19 protein-coding genes and 1 tRNA gene are annotated in these 22,290 nt (G+C 66.5%); 12 read left to right on the top strand and 8 right to left on the bottom strand.

The genetic code is table 11. The features are described 5' to 3' along the window. Positions 1–20 precede the first annotated feature (20 nt). Positions 21–3,536, top strand: coding sequence for a hybrid sensor histidine kinase/response regulator (locus tag HRUBRA_RS11215; protein ID WP_144244460.1), 3,516 nt, complete (start codon positions 21–23; stop codon positions 3,534–3,536). 19 nt (positions 3,537–3,555) lie between these two features. On the opposite strand, the gene HRUBRA_RS11210 is transcribed toward HRUBRA_RS11215, so the two are convergent. From HRUBRA_RS11210 to HRUBRA_RS11185, 5 genes are all read right to left on the bottom strand, one after another. Next, positions 3,556–3,903, bottom strand: coding sequence for an Hpt domain-containing protein (locus HRUBRA_RS11210; RefSeq protein ID WP_035517228.1), 348 nt, complete (start codon positions 3,901–3,903; stop codon positions 3,556–3,558). Continuing rightward, positions 3,893–4,951, bottom strand: coding sequence for a transporter family protein (locus tag HRUBRA_RS11205; protein WP_052094739.1), 1,059 nt, complete (start codon positions 4,949–4,951; stop codon positions 3,893–3,895). Before HRUBRA_RS11205 ends, HRUBRA_RS11210 begins: the two co-directional genes overlap by 11 nt. A 239-nt stretch (positions 4,952–5,190) precedes the next feature. Beyond that, a complete protein-coding gene (locus HRUBRA_RS11200; RefSeq protein WP_035517225.1) occupies positions 5,191–6,435 on the bottom strand; it encodes a type II toxin-antitoxin system HipA family toxin in 1,245 nt (414 codons plus the stop codon). A gap of 36 nt (positions 6,436–6,471) precedes the next feature. Then, entirely contained in the window at positions 6,472–6,801 is a 330-nt protein-coding gene (locus HRUBRA_RS11195; protein ID WP_084592613.1) for a helix-turn-helix domain-containing protein, read from the bottom strand. A gap of 740 nt (positions 6,802–7,541) precedes the next feature. Then, a tRNA-Leu gene (locus tag HRUBRA_RS11185) sits at positions 7,542–7,628 on the bottom strand. 114 nt (positions 7,629–7,742) lie between these two features. Between HRUBRA_RS11185 and rnr the strand changes: the two genes are divergently transcribed. From rnr to dnaB, 7 genes are all read left to right on the top strand, one after another. Beyond that, a complete protein-coding gene (gene rnr / locus HRUBRA_RS11180) occupies positions 7,743–10,373 on the top strand; it encodes a ribonuclease R (protein WP_084592611.1) in 2,631 nt (876 codons plus the stop codon). A 15-nt stretch (positions 10,374–10,388) separates the two neighbouring features. Beyond that, positions 10,389–11,150 (top strand): 23S rRNA (guanosine(2251)-2'-O)-methyltransferase RlmB, encoded by a 762-nt coding sequence (gene rlmB, locus HRUBRA_RS11175; protein ID WP_035517218.1) that lies wholly within the window; start codon positions 10,389–10,391, stop codon positions 11,148–11,150. Positions 11,151–11,360: 210 nt separating this feature from the next. Beyond that, on the top strand, positions 11,361–11,804 hold the full coding sequence (gene rpsF / locus HRUBRA_RS11170; RefSeq protein WP_035517216.1) for a 30S ribosomal protein S6: 444 nt from the start codon (positions 11,361–11,363) through the stop codon (positions 11,802–11,804). Between the two features lie 34 nt (positions 11,805–11,838). Continuing rightward, positions 11,839–12,066 carry a 30S ribosomal protein S18 gene (gene rpsR / locus HRUBRA_RS11165; protein ID WP_035517215.1) on the top strand — a complete coding sequence of 76 codons (228 nt, stop codon included), beginning with the start codon at positions 11,839–11,841 and terminating at the stop codon, positions 12,064–12,066. A gap of 57 nt (positions 12,067–12,123) precedes the next feature. Next, positions 12,124–12,993, top strand: a complete 870-nt coding sequence (locus HRUBRA_RS11160) for a hypothetical protein (protein ID WP_035517213.1) — start codon at positions 12,124–12,126, stop codon at positions 12,991–12,993. A 79-nt stretch (positions 12,994–13,072) separates the two neighbouring features. Next, positions 13,073–13,522: a 50S ribosomal protein L9 gene (rplI, locus tag HRUBRA_RS11155; protein ID WP_035517211.1), complete on the top strand. Its 450-nt coding sequence runs from the start codon at positions 13,073–13,075 to the stop codon at positions 13,520–13,522. 288 nt (positions 13,523–13,810) lie between these two features. Further along, a complete protein-coding gene (gene dnaB / locus HRUBRA_RS11150; RefSeq protein WP_035517209.1) occupies positions 13,811–15,208 on the top strand; it encodes a replicative DNA helicase in 1,398 nt (465 codons plus the stop codon). 24 nt (positions 15,209–15,232) lie between these two features. On the opposite strand, the gene HRUBRA_RS11145 is transcribed toward dnaB, so the two are convergent. Beyond that, positions 15,233–15,919 (bottom strand): replication protein P, encoded by a 687-nt coding sequence (locus tag HRUBRA_RS11145; RefSeq protein WP_035517206.1) that lies wholly within the window; start codon positions 15,917–15,919, stop codon positions 15,233–15,235. After that, on the bottom strand, positions 15,831–17,093 hold the full coding sequence (locus HRUBRA_RS11140) for a DnaT-like ssDNA-binding domain-containing protein (RefSeq protein ID WP_035517204.1): 1,263 nt from the start codon (positions 17,091–17,093) through the stop codon (positions 15,831–15,833). The genes HRUBRA_RS11145 and HRUBRA_RS11140 overlap by 89 nt, the downstream gene beginning before the upstream one ends. A gap of 106 nt (positions 17,094–17,199) precedes the next feature. On the opposite strand from HRUBRA_RS11140, the gene radA reads away from it, so the two are divergent. Beyond that, entirely contained in the window at positions 17,200–18,579 is a 1,380-nt protein-coding gene (gene radA / locus HRUBRA_RS11135; protein WP_035517201.1) for a DNA repair protein RadA, read from the top strand. Between the two features lie 279 nt (positions 18,580–18,858). Next, positions 18,859–20,202 carry an NADP-specific glutamate dehydrogenase gene (gdhA, locus tag HRUBRA_RS11130; protein ID WP_035517199.1) on the top strand — a complete coding sequence of 448 codons (1,344 nt, stop codon included), beginning with the start codon at positions 18,859–18,861 and terminating at the stop codon, positions 20,200–20,202. Between the two features lie 58 nt (positions 20,203–20,260). On the opposite strand, the gene HRUBRA_RS11125 is transcribed toward gdhA, so the two are convergent. Then, on the bottom strand, positions 20,261–20,635 hold the full coding sequence (locus HRUBRA_RS11125) for a PilZ domain-containing protein (RefSeq protein ID WP_035517197.1): 375 nt from the start codon (positions 20,633–20,635) through the stop codon (positions 20,261–20,263). A gap of 68 nt (positions 20,636–20,703) precedes the next feature. Here HRUBRA_RS11125 and tsgA point away from each other — a divergent pair, with 68 nt between their 5' ends. Continuing rightward, positions 20,704–21,903, top strand: a complete 1,200-nt coding sequence (gene tsgA, locus HRUBRA_RS11120) for an MFS transporter TsgA (RefSeq protein ID WP_236629853.1) — start codon at positions 20,704–20,706, stop codon at positions 21,901–21,903. Beyond that, positions 21,900–22,290, top strand: a 391-nt coding sequence (locus HRUBRA_RS11115; protein WP_035517195.1) for an isopenicillin N synthase family oxygenase, incomplete at its 3' end; no start/stop codon positions are given. The genes tsgA and HRUBRA_RS11115, both read left to right, overlap by 4 nt.

Below are 22,290 nucleotides of genomic sequence, written 5' to 3'. Positions count from 1 at the left end.
TCGTCACCGGAGGGGATGTCTTGGCGAAGTCGAAGGGCGGGCGTTCTGCGCTCATCGCAGTAGGATTGCGCCGTGCCGGTCTTGCCGTCGCGGCGTATCTCCCTGTTTTGTCTCACGCGGCGCCAGCGGCCGATAGCGTTGCCTGGTCTGCGACCGGTGGGCTGTTTATCGGCGCTGTGCTCGGATTCCTGCTGGCCGCGCGGTGGCGCAGGCGCCAGTCATCGCCGGCGTCGCAGGCGATGGACTTCCCCGGTATTGCGTTCCGCTGCATTCTCAGCCCCGTGCCGCGTATCCTGGAAATCAATCGCGGGGTGAGTAGCGTACTCGGCATCAGCCCGGAAGCGCTTCGGACTTATGAAGCCGCTGACTTGATCGCCCTGGTCCACCCCGACGATCGCGACGCACTGGAAACGCTGCGGGAGCGACTTGTTTCCGGGCAGGTCGACGGTGGTTCGTTGCAATACCGCTTCAACAGCCCTGACGGACAGCAGCGTGTGCTTCTTAACCAGTTCCGCCGCGAGCCCGGGCCGGGGGTGGACGGCGTGCCCGCTTTTCTCGGCACCCTGAACGATGTCACGGCCAGCAAGGCGGAGGCCGATGCGCGGGAGTTGAGTGAGGCAACGTTGAAGGCTACCAGCGAGCTTCTCGATGTCGAGTTTTTCGAGCTCGATCCCCGCAGCGGCCGCTGGCGCCTGCAGGGATCGCTGTTCAAGCGTCTGGGCTATATGGTAGCCGATACGCCTGATTATGAGCACTTTCTCGCCGCGGTGTACCGCGACGACCGGCCGCTTCTGCCGGCAAGCGCGGAGGACTTCCTTGCCCTGCGCGAGCAAACGGAAGTGCTTTTCCGTTTTCTCGATCGCCAGCGCCGGTGGCGCTGGCTGCGCGCGCGCTATGTGCTCCTGGCCGGCGACCGGGGCCCGGAGGGGCAGCGGGTCTTCGGGCTGATCGTTGACGCCAACGATGAGCAGGAGGGCCTGGAGGCGCAGCGCCTTAATGAGGCACGCCTGCGCCAGGCCCTCGATACCGCGCGGCTGGGTCTCGCTGAATACGTTGTCGAAGAGGACCAGCTCCTGGCCAACGAGCGGGCGCAGCAGCTTCTCGCCGTGGCGCCGGATGTGGCGCTGCAGGAGGGAGACCTGCTCGCCCCCGTCTCCGGGGTCACCGAGCGCTGGCGACCGGAGATGGACCCCGGGGAGCTGGCACTGATTCAGCGCGAGCTCAGAGAAGTGATCGGCGGTCGCAGGGACCGCGTCCGCGTCGAATATGCGGCCGGGCGGGAGGACGATGACTCTCGGGTGCTGCGCATCAGCGCCGCTCTGGCGCCCCGGGGGCGCGGTGAGGTACGGCGGCTCATCACTGTGCTGGAGGACGTCACCCGGGAGCGGCGGGCGGCGGAGGCCCTCGCCGGCGCGCTGGAGCGCGCCGAGTCGGCGACGGCGGCGAAGTCAGAGTTCCTCGCCAATATGTCCCATGAAATACGCACGCCGATGAATGCGATCGTGGGTATGAGCCAGCTGGCGTTGAAGCTGGCCGCCGACGACCGGCTGCGTCATTATCTCGGTCGCATCAACAGCGCCGCGGATTCCCTGCTCGGTATCGTCAATGACATTCTTGATCTGTCTAAAATCGAGGCAGGCAAGTTCGAACTCGACAGCGTGCCGTTCAGGCTGTCGGAGGTGCTCGGCAAGGTGTCGGCGCTGATCGGCCCCCGGGCCGAGGAAAAAAACATCGAATTCATCATCGATGTGGAGACTCCCGGCCTCGAGTCGGCCGCGTTTGTCGGTGATCCTGTTCGCCTGGGCCAGGTGATCGTCAACCTCGCTTCCAATGGCGTCAAGTTCACCGAAGAGGGACAGGTGCTGGTGCGGGTCTGTGAGCTGGAGGCTCTGGAGGGCGCCAGGCGCGTCCAGTTTGAGGTATCCGATACGGGTATCGGTATCTCCGAAGCCCAGCAGGCGCGGATGTTCCAACCGTTCTCCCAGGCCGACACCTCGATTACCCGGCGCTATGGCGGCACGGGGCTGGGGCTGGTGATTTCGAGGGATATTGTGTGCATGCTCGACGGCGAGATCTGGCTCGAGAGTACGGCCGGCCGCGGCAGCACCTTCTATTTTACGGCGACGCTGCCGGTGCAGTCCGCCGCCGAGGAGCTGGCGGAGCGCGCGCCGTTTTCCCAGCGGCTGATGATCGTTGACGACAACAACACCTCGCGTCTGGTGCTCGGTCGGCTCCTGCGCCGTCTCGGCTGCGAAGTGGATGAGTTCATCACGGCAGAGGATGCACTCGGTGCGCTGGTCGGCGGAGATAAGCCGGCCTATGACGCGATCCTTACCGACTGGCGGATGCCCGGCATGGACGGCGCGGCCTTTGCCGAAGCGGTGCGCGCCGGCTACCCCGCGGGCGATGGTCCGAAGCTGGCGATCATCAGCGCCTTCAACGGTTCGGCACAGCTCGAGGGTGGTGTTGGCAAATTCTGTGATGCGGTGCTTGCCAAGCCCGTTGACGAGGCCGAGCTGGTGCGGTTCCTGGAATTTATCGAGCGTGGTGGCGATGAAGCGGGGATGTCGGTGGTGGCCGAGGCGCGGCCGCTCCTGGGGCTCCGGTTGCTTCTCGTCGAGGACAACGTGGTGAATCAGGAAGTGGCCACCGATATGCTCAACGCGGCGGGTGCGGCCGTGGTGGTGGCCGACCATGGCCGGGATGCGCTGGAGCGCCTGCGCGAGCAGCGCTTCGATGCTGTGCTCATGGATTGCCAGATGCCGGTCATGGACGGCTTTGAGGCGACGCGGCAGCTGCGGACCATGCCGGGCCTGGAAGCGCTGCCGGTGCTCGCGGTGTCGGCGAGTGTCCTGCAGGAAGACCGGCGTCAGGCAACTGATGCGGGCATGGACGGTTTCCTTAGCAAGCCCTACACCGGGGCGGCGCTCTGCGAGGCGATTCTGGCGCTGGTGCCACGGCCAGTTCGCCCGTCTGATGTAGACGCGCCGCAGGAAGTCGCGGCGGAGCCGTCGGCCCCGGAGCAGGCCACGCGAGAACAGGCCGCGCCAGAACAGGCCGCGCCAGAACAGGCCGCGCCAGAGCAGACTACGCCAGAGCAGACTACGCCAGAGCAGGCCGCGCCAGCGCAGGCCGCGCAAGAAGTCGTCCCGGGCCGTGCTGCGGTGCCCGAAGCGCCGCGGCTGGAGGGCATTGACTACGCAGTCGCTGTCCGGCGCCTCGGTGGGGACCCGGCGCGATACTGGCGGATCAGTGAGCGCTTCCGGGACACCACCGGCGATTTCGCCGAGCGGGTGCTGGCTGCCCTCGACGAAGACGATACGGCCACCGCGCAGCGGGAAGCCCACACGCTCAAGGGACTTGCAGGCATGCTCGGGGCGAACAGGTTGCAGAGCCGCGCCGGGGCGCTAGAGCATGCGCTGCGCGATGGACTCACCCCCTATGACCCGCTGCGTCGCTGCAGCGAGGAGCTGGAGCGACTGCATGTGCTCCTTGGTCGGGCGCTTGCGCATCAGCGCGGCGAGGCGCCTGAGTAGTTCAGCAAGCCTTGTCGGTTCAGTATTGGTCCAGGTAGTGCAGCAAGGCTTGATGCGCGGCCTCGAGCTGCCGGGTCGTGGCGGCGATGGCGCTTTGCGGGGCGCTGTCGGCCCCGGCCTCCAGCCACTGCGCCAGCTCCTCGAGTTTACCGGCGCGCAGGTAAGCTGCCATGCCCTTCAGGCTGTGGGCATGCAGGGAGAGGGCGTCGCGATCGTCTGCCGCCAAGGCCTCGTTGATGGCGCGCAAGAGTGCTTCACTGTCGGCCCGGTAGCTCTCCAGCACTGCGGTCACCAGCCCGGCATCGCCTGCGCACTGATGCAGCAGCTGGGCGTAGTCCAGCGGGGGCCGGCCGGGCTCAGAGGTCATACTGCAACCCGATGCGGTAGCTGTAGTTCAGACCGCTCTGCGGCCCGTTGAGATCGCGCCAGAGCGGGATGCGGTACTCGGCCTCGAGGGCGACGCCACTAGCACCGAGCGGCAGTTCAAGGCGGGCGGCCAGCTCCACCTGCTCACCGCCGAAGCGCTGTGGGTCTACCACCGGGGCCGGATAGGGGAAAGGCGCGCCGGGGAAGCTCAACTCCTCATCCTCGCCGTTGACCCTGCCGCGCCACCAGTAGGTCACGCCCAGCGACGGTCGGGCATGTTGCCAGCCTTCGTAACCGGTCCAGGCCGTGGCGCTGTAGCTGTTGCCGAGCGTGTAGTTGCGATCATTCTCGCCGAGGCGCACCTTTGCACTCACGCGACCTCCGAAAGACAGTGAGTTTCGCCTCGCCTCCGCGGACAGCGCCGCAACCACATCGTAGGTGCCCGAGCCGATCTGCATGGTATACGGCAGCTGCTGCTCGCCCGGTCCCCGGGGGGTGTCCCCTTCCTTGTCGATCGAGCCGGTGGGCAGCGTCATGCCCAGGGAGGCCTGCCAGCGGCTGCCGGCGCCACTTGTCCAGCTGTAGGCGGGCAGAATGCCGATATCGCCGAGACCGTCGGAGTCTATGGTGAAGTCGTCGTAACCCGGAACGATACTGATGTGATCCGAGCTCTGCTCGATATAGGGCAGCAGGAACGTCGCGCTCCAGTGTTCATCGTGACGGTAGGTCAGGCTGAGGGCGTGAACGAGCTGGATGATCTCCGTGGGCATCACAGGATAGTTGGCCGACGTCCTCGCTTCCTGGCCGGGCGACCACAGCACGGCATCGTAGCTGGTCTTGTCATTGCCGACGAAGTAATCCTTGTAATCGGAGACCGTCGTCGAGTAGCGGAAGCTCCAGCGCGAGACAGCCTCAGAGCCGCTGCCGGAGGTGACCGTCGTCTGCACCAGCTGCTCCAGGGACATATCAAGCAGGTCCGCCGGTACCGTCTGTGCGGAGGCCGTGGCTGCGAGCTGGCAGGAAGCGATCAGTGGGAACAGGTAGCGCATAGGGAGCTTACTCTGGTTGCAGCATGCAACACTAACTTGTCGCCCCGCCTGCGGCAAGTTGTCGCAGGTCGTGTAGAGCCAGGTAGAGCAAGGTAGAGCCGAGTAGAGCCGGGAAATGGTGCCCAGGAGAGGACTTGAACTATTAGGCGGTCTAGATAAAGCCCTTTAATATCAGATCGATACATCTGTTTTTCGGATTCGCATTCCACGTTCGTTCCACGGTGCAAAATCACCCAAAATCAAGCTCCAAGATTGAAGGCCGGTTCCATCAAATTTTGCTCGCTCCTGCCCAGTCCAACGGCGCTTGCTTGAACCCTCCATTTGCCAACACTGGCGAGCACTTCATCTTTGATTTTCAGAGCCTGCACGCGGTCAAGCTGAAAGAATTCGATGACATCCATGGCCAGCTCGTAGTCCAGACGATTATCGCTGTCGGTGATATTGAGATGCAATCCATGGGCAGGTGTCACCGGATTGATGTCGTAGGCCGGCGATAACAGCCAGCCTCCCCGATGGTAGATAAAGCCGTGGTTGCGGAGGTGGTCATCGGTGTTGGAAATGGCGATGTAGAACACGATGCGGCGCCACAACTGCGCGAGATCTTCTTTGGTGTTGGCGCCGTGCTCGGTCAGGAACTGGGCGAGTTCCAGATAACTGGCTTCATAGTCACCGTCGTAGTAGCCGAGTTGCGTCATCGCCGAAGTGAAGTGAAGACGACTCGCTGCGGTGCGATCAAACCGTTTGGTCAGGAAGGTGTGGTGGTGACTGCCGAACTTTTCGATCCGGCTCTCCGGCATGACGACCCCTGCATCCAGCGCCAGCTGGTATGCGACGTATTCCCAGGCGGCCATATCGTAATCATCCTGCCGGCTCGGAAACTTGGCGATCCACAGGTGACCCTCCTCGTCGGTCACACTGGCCTTCGGTCTGGCGCCACCGAGAGAAGAACCCGGGGACATCAGCATGGCCAACCACTTCACATAGTCGAGATCATCGCCATCGGCATTGTCTTCTACTTGCCCGGCGGCGTACTCAAGCTCCCGTAATGACGAGAGCGGCGGGGCCGCGAGGCGCTCATCGTTGTCGAGAAAAGGGCCATCCATTTCGCGTTTGAAGCGCAAGGCGCCTGCACGGTGCAGGTCGTGCACGCCCAGCAGGTAATCGATTTCGGACAGTACGCGTGGGCGACGTTGTTCCTGGCGGGCATGGATGGCCTCACGCCGCTTCATCAGCAGGCGACCCCAGCGGTCGGGACAGGAATCCAGAAACACGCGGAAATTCTTATCGTCTTCACCGTGCTGTTCACCGGAATAGAGGTTGAGCTCAGGATCGATTTGCTGCGCATAAAAAGACTGCAGCCAGTCAGTGTTATAACTGAAGCTGAAATGCTCTTTTTGACGTGCGGGAGAGGAGCGAAGCGTGCCTACCAAGGTCGGCTCCTGGAACTCCTCCCAGTCTGCAAAGACGAAGACTTCGGTGCTCATGGCTATTTGTCTCTGCTCAAGGCTTCTTATGGCGGCTTAAGGCTGCGTTCCGGATTTCTTGCTCATCAGCTTGATGTCCTGGAGCTTGCGACCCAGCTCATCGTCTGCAGCGACTCTGGCGAAATCTTCCGCCAACCCAAGCACGCTTAGCACGGCCAGGTAATGGCCGATGGACACACTGGGGTCCCCCTTTTCTATCTTGCGAATGGTGAGGCGGCTGAGCCCCGTTCGCTCGGAAATCAACACCTGGGTGTAACCCCTGCGTTTGCACGCCAGTTTGATGTTCTCGCCAAGCTGTTCCAAAAGGCGTCGATTCTTGGGAAAGACGACCGCGGATCGACCTTTCGCTGATTTATCGCTGGTCACAGTGGATACCATAATCTATAAAAGTGGTAATTATAGTGTCCATTTCAGGTATTTCAAGTGGGTTGGGCACAATGCTTACCATAGAGCAGGATAATGGTAACTATAGGTGTCAAAAGAGTAGATCCATTGGTGGGTCGACGCTGCGTGGGTAAATCAGCCAGAGGGGCTGATCTTAAGACGGCTCATGCTGCAGAGGCGCAGCTAGGATTGTCGCCACCCGAAAGTAACTGGCTCGCATAGGTGCGAGCCGAAAACGCTGATCCGGGCAGCGAGAGATTTTCTTGAGACGGAACCTGGGTTTGCTTTCGGTTCGGCAATGGCGGCGCTTCGTTGGCTGTACGAAGGGTGGGGCTATGAGGTGACGGGCATCGATGTGATCGATGCCTATGAACTCGCTCTGGCTGCCGCTGAGAGAGCCCACATAGATGATGTGTTAGATCAGATTCGAACGCTGCTCGACCAGACGAAGGGTGCCGGGAACGCGTTCATCAGGCAGTCCCTGGCGCGCAGGTTGTAATGGAGCAGAGAGAGGTAGAAAGGCCAACAGAACGACGGTGTGAGACTCCGAACACGGCCGCTGACTTTCCGATTCTGCGTTCCACTCACGTTCCGCTGGCGTTCCACAGAAGGGACAATTTGAGACGATGAGAGACAAGCGGTCGAGATGCCATAAATAAAAAAAGCCATTTAAGAATCAGTATCTTAAATGGTCTCTCGTGGTCTTTCGACGGTTTTCAAAATGGTGCCCAGGAGAGGACTTGAACCTCCACGGCCTTGCGGCCACTAGCACCTGAAGCTAGCGTGTCTACCAATTTCACCACCTGGGCATGGGGTGAGGGAGCGCACTTTAGTTTCCGTCCCGGTGTTTGTCAACGATCACGTATAATGCAGGAACGCGTGGGCCCGAGGGCCCGCAAACGCACTGGACAAAAGGCCACTTCATGGCACGAAAAGGTAAGAAAGCGGATCCGCACGCCGCCCGCGAGGCCGCGAATTACGACAACCCGATCCCCTCCCGGGAGTTCATCCTCGAGCAGCTGCGCGCCGCCGACCGGCCCCTGGACCATGGGCAGGTGGCCGAGCTGCTGGCGCTGAGTGAGGAGCAGGAGCTCGACGCCCTGCGCAATCGGCTCCGGGCCATGCAGCGCGACGGTCAGCTTCTTGTCGACCGGCGCGGCGCCTACGGCGTGGTCGACGCCATGAACCTGCTGCGCTGCCGGGTGCAGGGACACCGGGACGGCTACGGCTTTGCCATGCCGGTCAGCGGCGGCGAGGACGTCTACCTGAGCGCCCGGCAGATGCGCGTGCTCTTCGACGGCGACACCGTGCTGGTCGCCGTCACGGGCATCGACCGCCGGGGCCGCGCCGAGGGCAAGGTGGTGGAGGTGCTCGAGCGCGGGGTCGACCGCGTTGTCGGTCGCTACCAGGAAGAGAGCGGCATTGGTGTGGTCATTCCGGACAACGCCCGCCTCACCCACGATGTGCTCATCCCCCCGAAAGCCCGCGGCGGCGCGAAGCACGGGCAGATTGTTACCGCCGAGATCACCGATTACCCCACGGGCCGGCTGGGCGCCAAGGGCCGGGTGGTCGAGGTGCTCGGTGACCACCTCGACCCGGGGCTGGAGATCGACGTCGCCATCCGCGCCCACGGCATCCCTTTCGAGTGGCCCGACGCCGTTGTGGACGAGGCCGGGCACCTGCACGAAACCGTCGCCGAGGAGGACAAGCGCGCCCGCATCGACCTGCGCGACCTGCCTTTCGTCACCATCGACGGCGAGGATGCAAAGGACTTCGATGACGCCGTCTACTGCCGCAAGAAGCGCCTCGGCGGCTGGAAGCTCTGGGTTGCCATCGCCGATGTGTCGCACTACGTGCACCCGGGCTCGGCGCTGGATTCGGAGGCGGCCCGCCGCGGCAACTCGGTCTACTTCCCGGAGCGGGTGGTGCCCATGCTGCCGGAGGTGCTCTCCAACGGCTTGTGCTCCCTGAAGCCGGAGGTAGACCGGCTGGCCATGGTGGTGGAGATGGACCTCGGCAGGAACGGCGAGCTGGGTAAATTTCAGTTTTACGAGGCGGTCATCCACAGCCATGCGCGGCTGACCTACACGCAGGTGGGCCAGGTGCTTGCCGGCGAGCAGGAGCCCGCCGTGCCGGCGGCGCGCATTCCGGATCTCAAGCGTCTGCATGACCTTTACAAGGTGCTGCGCCGGGCCCGGGAGGAGCGTGGCGCCATCGACTTCGAGACCGTCGAGACGCGGATTATCTTCGACGAGCAGCGCAAGATTTCTCAGATCGTGCCGGTGGTGCGCAACGACGCCCACAAGCTTATCGAGGAATGCATGCTCGCGGCCAACGTGGCCACGGCACGCTTCTTTGAAAAGCACCCGCTGCCGACCCTGTTCCGGGTACACGAAGGCCCGGGGGAAGAGAAGCTCGAGAACCTGCGGGCCTTCCTCGGTGAACTCGGCCTCGGCCTGCGCGGCGGCACGGATCCGAGCCCCCGGGACTATCAGGCCCTTATGGAGGAGATCCAGGACCGGCCCGATGCCCACGTGATCCAGACCATGCTGCTGCGCTCCCTGCGCCAGGCGGTCTACCAGCCTGAGAACAAGGGCCACTTCGGCCTCAACTACGAGGGCTATGCCCACTTCACCTCGCCGATCCGCCGCTACCCGGACCTCATTATCCACCGCGGCATCCGCGCCATGATCCGCTCAAAGCAGCGCAGCCGCCTCCTGCGCCGCGCCGACGGCGCCACGCCGTTGCTCCGGGAGGAGAGCTATCCCTACGACGAGCGCACCATGGTGGTCCTCGGTGAGCAGTGTTCCATGACCGAGCGTCGCGCCGACGACGCCACCCGCGACGTCAATGCCTGGCTGAAGTGCGAGTACCTCCAGGACCGCGTCGGCGATGAATTCGCCGGCGTGGTCGCGGCGGTCACCAGCTTCGGTCTCTTTGTCGAGCTGTCAGACCTGTATATAGAAGGGCTGGTGCACGTTACCGCTCTGCCCGGGGATTACTACCGCTTCGATCCGGCCCATCAGCGCCTCGTGGGCGAGCGCAGCGGTCGCAGCTTCCAGCTCGGCGACAAGCTCACGGTGCAGGTCGCCCGCGTGGACCTGGACGACAAGAAGATCGACCTCGAGCCCGTTGAGCTGCCGACCACCGGCAAGGCCGCCCGCAGCCGGCGCGGTGGCCCGAGTGCCGGCAGGGACAGCACAAAAGCCGGTAGCAAAAGCAGCGGCAGGGCCGGTGCCAAAGGCGGCGACAAGGCCGATGACAAGGCCGGTGGCAGCGGCAGCCGCCGGGGCAGCGGCAAGGATGCCGGCCAGGGTCGAACCCGGGGCAAGGGTAGCCGCGGTGAGGGCGCTGCCCCCGCAGCTGCCAAGCCCGCGCAAAAAACGAAGGACTCCGCCGCCGCGGGAGGCGCGCCCTCGCCCCGCAAGAAGGGTGATGAAAGCACTGGCGGCAGGCCCGGGGATAACGCCGGCCAGAAGTCCGATCAGAAAAGCGCGGACAACAAGCCCGCCGGTAAGAAGAGCACCGGCCAGCGCCGCAGGCGCCGCCGCTAGGGCCGGGGCAGGCGCATGGGCGAAGCCGTCTACGGCATCCACGCCGTCGAGGCGCTGCTGGCCCGGGATCCCGCCAGCATTGTCCGTCTGCAGGTACAGCGCGGCCGCGAGGACCGACGGGTTGCGGCGCTGCTGGCGGCGGCGGAGACGGCGGGCGTCGCCATCCACCGCGTACCCCGGGCGGCCCTCGATCGGCTCGTGCAGGGCCGCCACCAGGGCGTGGTGGCCGAGCTCGCCGGCGACCCGGCCGCGGGCGACAACAGTCTCGCTCGCGAGGTCGACCTCTGGGCGCACCTCGAGGGGCTGGACCATCCGCCGCTGCTGCTGGTGCTCGACGGCGTAACTGACCCGCACAACCTCGGTGCCTGTCTGCGCAGCGCCGATGCTGCCGGCGTGGATGCGGTGATCCTGCCGAAGGATAAATCCGCTTCCGTGACCCCGGTGGTGCGCAAGGTGGCCTGCGGCGCGGCGGAGACAGTCCCCCTGCACGCGGCCACCAACCTCGCCCGGGTGCTGAAAGGCCTGAAGGAACGCGGCATCTGGCTTTACGGCGCTGCCGGGGAGGCCGAGCACAGCCTCTACACCCAGGACCTCACCGGCCCCGCCGCCCTGGTGCTCGGCAGTGAGGGCGCCGGCCTGCGCCGGCTCACCCGGGAGCACTGCGACGTGCTTGTCCATCTGCCCATGGCCGGGGCCGTCTCCAGCCTCAATGTCTCCGTGGCCACGGGCGTCTGCCTGTTCGAGGCGGTGCGCCAGCGTCCGAGAGCTCAGCGGTAGAAGCGCACCGCTAGAGGCGGCGCGCTGCCGCGAACCCGCGCGCTGGCCGGTACGGGGCATGCTTTCCGCGGCCCTTGTGGTTGACAGCGCTTGCAAGGTCCCCCCCGGCACAGCTAAACTCCGCGCTCCAAAATTTGCGGGCCGCTTTCGGGCGCCCTTCTCCTTGCCACACCGCGCTGACGGGTGGCATCAACCCGTAAGGAGCCTTCGATGCGTCATTACGAAATCGTATTCCTGGTCCACCCCGACCAGTCCGAGCAAGTGCCGGCCATGGTCGAGCGCTACACCGCCATGGTCACCAAGGACGGGGGCCAGGTGCACCGCCTCGAGGACTGGGGCCGCCGGCAGCTGTCCTTCCCGATCAACAAGGTGCACAAGGCGCACTACGTGCTCATGAACGTCGAGGCCAGCAACGAGGCCATGGAAGAGCTCACCACGACCTTCCGTTTTAACGACGCGGTGATCCGCAACCTGGTCATCCGCCGCGACGAGGCGGACACCGGCGAGTCGCCGATCATGAAGGCCGAGAAGGAAAGCCGCGAGCGCAAGAGCCGCTTCGACGACCGCAAGGGCGACGACCGGGGCCCGCGCGGGGACCGGGGCGAGCGCTCCGACAAGCCCGAGTCGGAAGCTACCGAGCAAGCCGAGGCCTGAGGCCGTCGTCCACCGAATCCAGGAGTAAATAGCCATGGCACGTTTTTTCCGTCGCCGTAAGTTCTGCCGCTTCACCGCCGAGGGCGTGAAGGAAATCGATTACAAGGACCTCGACACGCTCAAAGCCTACGTCTCCGAGACGGGCAAGATCGTGCCGAGCCGGATTACCGGCACCAAGGCCAGGTACCAGCGACAGCTGGCCACTGCCGTCAAGCGCGCCCGTTTCCTGGCCCTGCTGCCCTATTCGGACGCCCACCGCTAGGGCCTCCCCCGCCCTGCGGGAGAGGCACTGGCAGCCCGCTGCTGTGCGGGTGACGGTATGAAAGCGCTAGCGAACTTCGCCATGCGCGGCCCTTACCGGGCCCTGCTGCTGGCTGTGGCCAGCTCCGGCAGCGTTTTGTTCTGCTGGATCGGTGCCGCGATCGCCGCGCTGGTCACCCTGCGCCGCGGCGCGGGTCCCGGTGCCTGGATTGTGCTCTGGGCATCGCTGCCGGCGTTGCTGCTGATGCAGATGGCCGGCGACAGCACGCCGCTGGCGCTGCTCCTGGGCACCTTTGTGCTTGCCCTTGTGCTGCGCCTCTCGGTGAGTCTGGCCCTGGCGGTGCTGGCGAGTGCCGCCGTCGGTGTGGTCACGGGGTTGCTCACGCTGGTGCTGGCCCGGCGCCTGCTGGAACAGCTGGCCACGGTCTTCGGACAGCTGCTGGAACAGGTGCAGCAGTCCGCGGGGCAGGGTGCCGAGGTGGTCATGCAGGTGCCGACACAGCTGCAGCTGGCCGGCATGATGGGCGCCGCCAATGCGATCCTGGCCGTACTCTGTCTGGCGCTGGCGCGCCACTGGCAGGCGGCCCTGTACAACCCCGGGGGCTTCGGCAGCGAGTTTCGTGCCCTGCGTCTTCCGGTGGGCGTTACCGCCGCCCTGGCGCTGGGCGCTGCGGGCCTTACGGCCCTGGGTCTGGAGTACCGCAGCTGGGCCGCGAGCCTGCTGGTGCCGGTGACCGTGGTGGGTTTTGCCCTGGTCCATGCCCGCGCGAAGCTACGCGGCGCCGGGCGCGGGTGGCTGACGGCGTTTTATGCGCTCTGGCTGCTCTTTGATGCAGCCAAGCTGCTGCTCGTGGGCTTTGCGGTGCTGGATGCCTGGGTGGATTTCCGGGCGCGCTGGCAGGGCGCGAACAAAGACGACAAACCGTGAAACGGTTGACCGAATATTCGACACAGGGCGCCCCGGGCGCCGGAAGGGAGCCTGCTCCCGAAGCGAGAGGATAGGAACCATGCAAGTCATTCTGCTGGAGAACATTGGCAACCTGGGCGGCCTTGGCGACACGGTCGAGGTAAAGGCCGGCTATGGCCGCAACTTCCTGATTCCAAAGGGCAAGGCCGTGCCCGCCACGAAGGCGAACGTCGCTGAGTTCGAGGCGCGCCGCGCCGAGCTCGAGAAGGCCGCCGCGGAGGCTCTGGCCGCCGCCCAGGCTCGCGGTGAGAAGCTGGCCGAGGTCGGCCTGGTCACCATCGCCGCCAACGCCGGTGACGAAGGCAAGCTCTTCGGCTCCATCGGTACCCGGGACATCGCCGACGCGGTCACCGCCGCCGGCTGCGAGATCGACAAGGCGGAGGTCCGCCTCCCGGAAGGCGCCCTGCGCGAGACCGGCGAGCACGTTGTGGCCGTGCAGGTTCACCCCGAGGTGATGATCGACGTCACCGTTGCGGTCGTTCCCGAGTAAGGCCCCCATCCTGTGGGGGCGCATCGCCGCGCCGATACCGGCCGGCGAACCCTGCCCCCCTGCCTGCGGCGAGGGCGCCGCTCCTGCCGGGTAGTGCTGCGCCGTTCGCCCGGAGGAGACGGCTGCCCGGCGCCCGCAGGGGGTGCTGTCCTGTGCCGGTCGGCGGTGCGTCCCGGCGCCGACAGCGGCGGCGCTTTCCTCCCGCAGGCTTCCCGCAGGCGGCCAGCCCCTTCAGTGAAGCTCCCGAATCCGCTACTCTGAGCGGCCGTGCTGAGCCCTGAACCTACCATGGCTGACCCCGACATCGCCGACTTTTCCCTCGCGCCGCCCCCCGACTACGACAGCGACGTCGCCCGGATCAAGATGCAGCCCCATTCCATTGAGGCGGAGCAGTCCGTGCTCGGCGGTCTGCTGCTGTCTGCGGACGGCTGGGACGGCGTGGCCGAGGTGGTGGCCGCCGAGGACTTCTATCGGCCGGATCACCGGCTGATCTTCCGGCACGTGGCCCGCCTGGCCGAAGCCAGCGACCCCGTCGACGTGATTACCGTCGCCGACAAGCTCCAGGCCAGCGGCGAGCTCGAGGCCGCCGGCGGTCTCGCCTACCTCACGGAGCTCGCCGAGGGCACCCCCAGCGCCTCTAATATCCGCGCCTATGCCCAGGTGGTGAGCGAGCGGGCGAATGTGCGTCGGCTTATCCAGGCGGCCCAGGAAATCGCCGACAGCGGCTTCAACCCGGAAGGGCGCAGCGCCGGGGAGCTCATCGATGCCGCCGAGCGGCGCATCATGCAGATCGCCGAGCAGGGCCCCAAGGCCGGCGGTCCGCAGACCGTGAACCCGCTGCTCCAGGGCGCGCTGGCGCGCATTGAGGAACTGTTCCAGAGCGGCGGCGACATCACCGGCCTGTCCACCGGTTACCTGGACCTGGATCGCTTCACCTCCGGCCTGCAGCGCTCGGACCTGGTGATCGTCGCCGGCCGCCCCTCCATGGGCAAGACCAGCTTCGCCATGAACCTCGTGGAGCATGCGGTGCTGGCCCAGGAGCGGCCCGTGCTGGTGTTCAGCATGGAGATGCCGGCCGAGCAGCTGATCATGCGCATGCTGTCCTCCATCGGCCGCATCAACCAGACCAAGGTGCGCAACGGCAAGCTGGACCAGGAAGACTGGCCCAAGCTCTCGGGGGCCGTTGGCAAGCTCAAGGATGTGCCCCTGTACATCGACGACACGCCGGCGCTCACGCCCACGGAGGTGCGCAGCCGGGCGCGCCGGGTGGTCCGCGAGCACGGCGACCTCGCCATGATCATGCTCGATTACCTGCAGCTCATGCAGGTGGCTGGCAGCGGTGAGGGACGCACCGCGGAGATCTCGGAAATCTCCCGCAACCTGAAGGCCATTGCCAAGGAGTTCGGCTGCCCGGTGGTGGCCCTGTCCCAGCTCAACCGCTCCCTGGAGCAGCGGCCGAACAAGCGCCCGGTAAACTCGGATCTCAGGGAATCGGGCGCGATAGAACAGGACGCAGACGTGATCCTGTTCATCTACCGGGACGAGGTCTACAACGAGGACTCCCCGGACAAGGGCGTGGCCGAGATTATTATCGGCAAGCAGCGGAACGGCCCCATCGGCACCGTACGCCTGGCCTTCGTCGGTGAATTCACCCGCTTCGAGAACCTCGCCCGACAGCAGGGTTGAGCCGCGGCGCTGCTGCCGGGGCGCCTACAGTGCCAGGTCGCGTCGCAGCTGCCGCAGCTGCTCCAGCTGTTCCTCGTCAGACAGCGGCTTGCCGCGATCCTGCGCCTGCGCCAGCGCCGGGGCCGGCGGCAGCGTCAGCTCTTCCCCGGCCAGCACCCGCGCACAGTAGCGCTCGTAGTGGTCCCGGAACACGGGCCAGCTGGTCGCCTCCGGCTTGTTGGCGAGGGTGAACCAGCCGCTGTCGCGGCCGGCGAGGTAGACGGCGGCGTGAGACCAGGGCTGGGCGGCTTTGGGGGAGGGCGCCGTGCAGGCTTCCTCGTAGGCGTCCCGCGCCGGCGGCAGGCCGTGGTCTGCCGCCGCCTCCCGGCAGCAGCGGTGCATGCGGTTCAGCGTGGGCAGGTACTCGCTGCCCTCGATCGCGCGCTTCGCGCCGGCCAGCAGCTGGCTCACGCCGTAATCGGCGAGTGATTCCAGCCACAGCTTCTTGATCTGCCGCAGCTGCTCAGCATCCGGGAAGGCGGCGTAGTACTGGTTGTGGTAGTTGAGGCGGTACAGGGCGAACACCTGATTGATGGCCTCGATGCGCTCCGGGGCGGCGCGCCCCGGGCGTTCTCCCCCGGTGTCAGTCTGCCCAGGAGGTGTCGTGGAGGTCCTGCTCGAGGCTGCGATCGCGCGTTCGGCCCGCTCTACCAGTTCCCTGCTGCCCGTCATGGCTTCGATCCCGTGCCGTGAATTGGTTGTGCCGCGCCCAATGGTATTTTACATGCTGCAGGAACTTCGAGTTCCAGGAGCTGTGCAGCTGGTTGCTGTCGCGCCAGTAGAGCACAAACTCCGGCACGAGGGCCTTCGCGAAGCCGGCGTCGATGTGCGACAGCTCCAGAATATCGAACACGTCGGCGCTCGGCTGCCAGTCCGGCGGGATGCGCGCCGGCTCCGTGCTGTGCTCCCGGCTCGACCGGTAGCGTGCCCACTGGCGCCGGATGTGCTGCACAAAGCGCGTATTCAAGGCCTCCGGGGCGCTGCCGCGCTCGCGCCAGTAGAGCACGAACTCGGGGATCGAGTCGGCGATGAAGTCCCGGGCCACGCCGGCGCGCAGGAGAATCTCCAGGGCGTCGGCGCTGGGCTTCCAGTGCCCGTCGAGGGGCACCGGGGTGGTGCGGAAGGCCTCGGCGGCATCCTGCTGCTGCCGCCGCCAGCAGGACAGCACGTGCTGACGGAACTTGTTCTCCCAGGCGTGGCTGGTCTCGCCGCGCTCGCGCCAGTAAAAGACGAAATCCTCGAGTTGTTCCAGCGCGAAGGCGCGCGGTATGTTGTGGTTCAGCGCCAGCAGCTGCAGCAGGTCTTCGCCGGGTTGCCAGCCCGCCGGCAGCAGGCCGGCCCGTGGCCGGGTCGCCGGGATGGGGGCCCCCGGCGGAAAGCGCGGCCCCGGGCCAGCGTCGGTACGTTCGGGCTGTGGTCCGCGCATCCCCGCGTCACTGTGCGCTGACGGGGCCTGCGGTCCCGTCCCGGCGGGGGCGCTGCTCCCCCGGGCACTGTCTGCCGGGGGAGGCGCGTCCTCGCGCTGTCGGCCCGCGGCAGCGGGCCCATGGTCCAGAGCAAAGGACAGCGCCTCGCTGCCCGCGGCCTGGCGCACCTGCAGCACCCCCAGGTCCACCAGGTGCTGACAGACCCGGGTGAGGTCCGCGTCGTTCCAGAAGGGAAGGGCGGCAAGAAGCCGGCCGCGAGAGACGCTCACCCAGCCCGCCGGCCCGTGGTGGTCCGCCGGCAGGTGCCGCAGCAGGCCGTGGAGGTACTGCAGCAGGATCGCCTCCTCCAGGCCGATGGTCGCCGCCAGGCCGGGGGAGAACAGGAGCTGCTGTTCGGGGATGAGGGACGATTCCGTCATCAACGCTTCCGGGTCGTGGGTGCGGCCGGCTAGGATAGCCGCCTGGCAGGAGACGATACAGCTCCCGGCGGCGTTTTTCACGGGAGGCCCGTTTCACAGGAGGCTCATGGCGAAGCAGAAAACCGCGTTTGTGTGCACCGAGTGCGGCTCGGACTACAGCAAGTGGCAGGGCCAGTGCAGTGACTGCGGCGCCTGGAACACCGTCTCGGAGCTGCGCCTCGGTCCCGCCGGCGGCCGGCGCGGCACGGCAGCGGGCGCAGGCAACCGGGCAGGCTTCGCCGGCGCCCGGCCGGAGGCGAAGCTGCTGGCGGAGATCGCCACCGAGGCCGTGGCGCGCATCGGCTCCGGCGCCGGCGAGTTCGACCGGGTCCTCGGCGGTGGTCTTGTGCCGGGCTCGGCAATTCTCGTCGGCGGCAGCCCCGGGGCCGGCAAGAGCACGCTGCTGCTGCAGACCCTCTGCCACCTCGCCCGCGGCCGCCCCTGCCTGTACATCACCGGCGAGGAGAGCCTGCAGCAGGTGGCCCTGCGCGCCCGGCGCCTCGGCCTGCCCATGGACCAGCTCCGACTGATGGCCGAGACCAACGTCGAGAGCATCCTCGCCGCCCTCGGGAGCGACCGGCCCGACGTGGTGGTGGTCGACTCGATCCAGGTGGTGCACTCCGACGACATCGCTTCGGCCCCCGGGAGCGTCTCGCAGGTGCGCGAATGCGCCGCGGCGCTCACCCGCTACGCCAAGCAGTCGGGTACCGTGCTGCTCCTCGTCGGCCACGTCACCAAAGACGGCAGCCTCGCCGGTCCCAAGGTCCTCGAGCACATGATCGACTGCTCGATCCTCCTCGAGGGCTCCGACGATTCGCGCTTCCGCACCCTGCGCGGGCAGAAGAACCGCTTCGGCGCCGTCAACGAACTCGGCATCTTCGCCATGACCGACGGCGGCCTGCGGGAAGTGAAAAACCCCTCCGCGATCTTTCTCGACCGCAGCGAGGAGGCGTCCTCAGGCAGTGCCGTGATGGTGGTCTGGGAGGGCACCCGGCCGCTGCTGGTGGAGATCCAGGCGCTGGTGGACGACAGCGCCCTGGGCAACCCGCGGCGGGTGGCCGTGGGCCTGGAGCAGAACCGCCTGGCCATGCTGCTGGCGGTGCTCCATCGCCACGGCGGCCTGCACGTAGGTGACCAGGATGTCTTCGCCAACGTGGTCGGCGGGGTCAAGGTGCTGGAGACCAGCGCCGACCTCGCGCTGCTGCTGGCCATCGTCTCCAGCTTCCGCGACCACCCGCTGCCGCGGGACCTGGTGATCTTCGGCGAAGTGGGCCTCTCCGGCGAGATCCGCCCGGTGCCCAGCGGCCAGGAACGCCTCGCCGAGGCCGCCAAGCACGGTTTCCGCCGCGCCATCGTGCCGAAGGCCAACGCCCCCAAGTCCGCCATCCCCGGCATGGAGGTCGTGCCCGTGCGCAAGCTGCAGGAAGCGCTGGCGGCGTTCAGCTAGGGCCGATGCCGGGCGGACGTGACAGGGCTTACATCCGGCCGTACCCGCCGCTGCTGCCGTGGACTTACGCAGGGCGGTAGGGGCGAGCGCGGGATGCTTCTTTCACCAAGCGAATATCGTGGAGCGACCCGGCCGGGCAAGGCTGAGAGAGGCATCTCGCACTCGCTCCGGAACATTACGACCATCCAAAGCCGGCACGGCATAGCAACCCCTGCGCGGCGTGATCGCAACAGGCCATCCACGCTGCCATAATCGCCGTTTACCCGAAGGAGCCCGTGCATGTACCAGGACCTCTCCCTCGATCGCTTCATGCAGGGCCTGATCAAGCGTAACCCCGGCGAGCCGGAGTTCCACCAGGCCGTGCACGAGGTAGCCGAGTCGGTGATCCCCTTCATCCTCGACAACGTCCGCTACCGCGAGGCGGGCATCCTCGAGCGCATGACAGAGCCCGACCGCTCCGTGATCTTCCGGGTCGTGTGGGAAGACGACGAGGGCAACATCCGGGTCAACCGGGGGTTCCGGGTGCAGTTCAACAACGCCATCGGCCCCTACAAGGGCGGCCTGCGCTTCCACCCCACGGTGAACTTGTCGATCCTCAAGTTCCTTGGCTTTGAGCAGACCTTCAAAAACAGCCTGACGACCCTGCCCATCGGCTCGGGCAAGGGCGGCTCTGACTTCAATCCCAAGGGCAAGTCGGACCGGGAGATCATGCGCTTCTGCCAGTCCTTCATGACCGAGCTGTACCACCATATCGGCCCGAATACCGACGTGCCCGCCGGCGATATCGGCGTCGGCGCGCGGGAGATCAGCTACCTCTTCGGGCAGTACAAGCGCCTCACCGGCGAGTTCACCGGGGCGCTCACGGGCAAAGGCATCGAGTTCGGCGGCAGCCTTATCCGCACCGAGGCCACGGGCTGGGGCGCGGCTTTTTTCATGCAGGCCATGCTCGCGCACCGCGGTGACAGCGTGGAGGGCAAGACCTGCGTGCTCTCCGGTTCCGGCAACGTCGCGCTCTACTGCGCGCAGAAGCTCATGCAGCTCGGGGCGAAGGTGGTCACGCTCTCAGACTCCTCGGGCTTCATCCATGATGCCAACGGCCTCGACGAGGACAAGCTGCACTGGCTCATTGATTTGAAGACCCGGCGCCGTGGGCGCATCCGTGAGTACGCGGAGCACGTCGGCTGTCAGTACCACGAGGGCACCCGCCCCTGGGGTGTGCCCTGTGATCTCGCCTTCCCCTGCGCGGTGCAGAACGAGCTCGACCAGCAGGACGCGCGCACCCTCGCGGTGAACGGCTGCCAGGCCGTCGCCGAGGGCGCGAACATGCCGACCACGGTGGAGGCCATCAAGGTCCTGCATGACGCCGGCGTCCTCTTTGGCCCCGGCAAGGCCGCGAATGCCGGCGGCGTGGCAGTGTCCGGGATGGAAATGAGCCAGAACAGCATCCGCATGGCCTGGGGTGCCGAAGAACTGGAGCACCGCCTGCGCGACATCATGAACGGTATCCATGACCAGTGCGTGCACTATGGGGAGAACGGAGAGCTGGTGAATTACGTACGCGGCGCCAATGTCGCCGGCTTCCGCAAGGTGGCGGACGCCATGCTGGCCTACGGTGCGATCTAGGTCCGTATCCTGCTGTGGCAGGCGCGTTCCTGCGCTGCCAGGGCGGGGGCTGCCCCGCCTAGCCTTCTTCCTGCCGCAACCGCTCGATCTCCGCGTCCAGCGCTGCCTCATCGTCTACCCGGGTCGCGAGGAGCGCCCGCAGGGGCTCGATGTTGGCCTGGTCCACGTGCTGCACCGAGAAGCCGAGACGGTTGTTCTCCACGTGCTGGAGGTAGGCATGGAGCTCAAGCGCCGCGCCATCGTCCAGGTGGATGATCAGCGTGAACGGCTCGTTGTACTGGGCATCCCAGACCTCGGGCTGGTCCGTGGCGATGCCGGCAAGGGAAAGGTCCACGAGGCGCTGCTTCCAGACACTGCCGCCCTGGTGCACCTCCACCGGCAGGTCCAGCTGCGCGCGGACGTTCCGGCGCCGATCGTTCGGGTAATCGCTCATGGCGGATTCGTTCCTGCCTCTATTTCCGGGCAATATAACGTCTCCCCTGCCGCAATGCGATATCGTCCGTGAGCCAGCATCCCCCGCCCCACCGGGCGAGCGTCACCCTCGCCTGCTTCCTCGCCTATTGCGTGATGTCGGGCATGCTCGCGCCCATCGGCGTGGTGCTACCGCCGCTGGCGGAACAGCTCGGCCTGTCGGTGCCGGCTGCCGGTGCGCTATTCAGTTGGCTCACCGTGGGCATCCTCGTCGGCTCCGGCCTCGCCCTGGTGATCTTCGATCTCCTCACCCTGCGCGCGGCCATGCTGCTGGTCTACCTCGCCCTGGCCGGGGCGCTCCTGCTGCTGCGCTTCACCGAGAGCCTCTGGGTCCTGCGCCTGGCCCTCGGGGTGGTGGGCACCGGCTGCGGCATCGGTCTCGCCGGTGCGGCCAGCGGCATCGCGCTGCTCTTTGCCGGCAAGCGCCGGGCCTCGATGCTGGTGGTGACGGACGGCTTCTTCAGCGGCGCCGGGGCGGCGACCTCCGCAGTGGCCGTGCTCTTTGTGGCCGCGGGGCTGCACTGGGCGAGCACCTACCTGCTGGTCGGCGCCCTGGCGGCACTGATCGTGGTGCTCGCGGCGCTGTCGCGCTTTCCGCAGAGCGAGGCCACCCGGGTGGCGACCGTGAGCGGGGAGGGGGGTGCGCCGCCGGCGGCCCCGCGCTGGCCGGCGACCGTGTGGCTCTGCATCGCGGCGCTCTTTCTCTATACGTTGGGCCAGAACAGCATGCTCTGGTGGCTGCCGAGCCATCTCGAGGCAACGCTGCCCATGAGCCGGGAGGCCGCCGGATCAGTGGTTTCCCGCTACTGGACGGGCATGTTCTGCGGCCAGCTGCTGGTGGCCTGGTGGGTGCTGCGCCTCGGCGCCCGGCGCATGGTGCTGGCGAGCATCTTCGGCACCTTTTTCGGCTCCATACCCCTTTGGACCGTGACCGCGCCGTCCTGGCTGCCCTGGCTGGCCTTTGCCTGGGGCCTCTTGAACCTCGGCCTGCTCAAGGTGACCATCGCCTTTGCCAGCGACGCGGTCACGGTGCCGTCGCCGCGGCTCATCGCCGCGCTGCTCTTCGGCGCGACCCTGGGCACGGCGGTGAGCCCGGCGGTTACCAGCGCCGTGGTTGCCGGCGGGGAGGCGCTGACGGTGCTTCGCTTCAGCTCTTTCTGCTATGTGTTTCTGGCCCTGTTGATACTGCTTGCCCGGCGCCTGGCGCCGCCGCTGGAGGAGCACCCGTGAGCGTTGCCATCGTCGATTGCCAGGCGCCCGGCGCAGACCGCGCCTTCGTCCAGGCCCTGCGGGACAGCGGCTTTGCGGTGCTGCGCAACCCGCCGCTGACGCCGGCGCGGCTGGCGCGCATGGATGCCGGCTGGCGGGCGTTTTTCCTCGGCGAAGGCAAGGAAGCCTGGCTGGCGGAGGAGAACCCCGTGTCCGGCAACACCACAGGCTGGATTCCCCCGGACGTATCGGAGACGGCGGTGGGTCACGGGGTGAAGGACCTGAAAGAGTTCTACCACATCGCCCCCGGGGCGAAACTGCCGCCGGCACTCGCCGCGGACGCCCTGGCCCACCTCGACGAGGCGCTGGCGCTGGGCGCGCGGCTGCTGGGCTGGGTCGATGCGCGCT

It is taken from the genome of Pseudohaliea rubra DSM 19751 (genome assembly GCF_000764025.1).
GTDB lineage: Bacteria > Pseudomonadota > Gammaproteobacteria > Pseudomonadales > Halieaceae > Pseudohaliea > Pseudohaliea rubra.
This window is presented reverse-complemented; position numbering and strand designations above follow the sequence as displayed.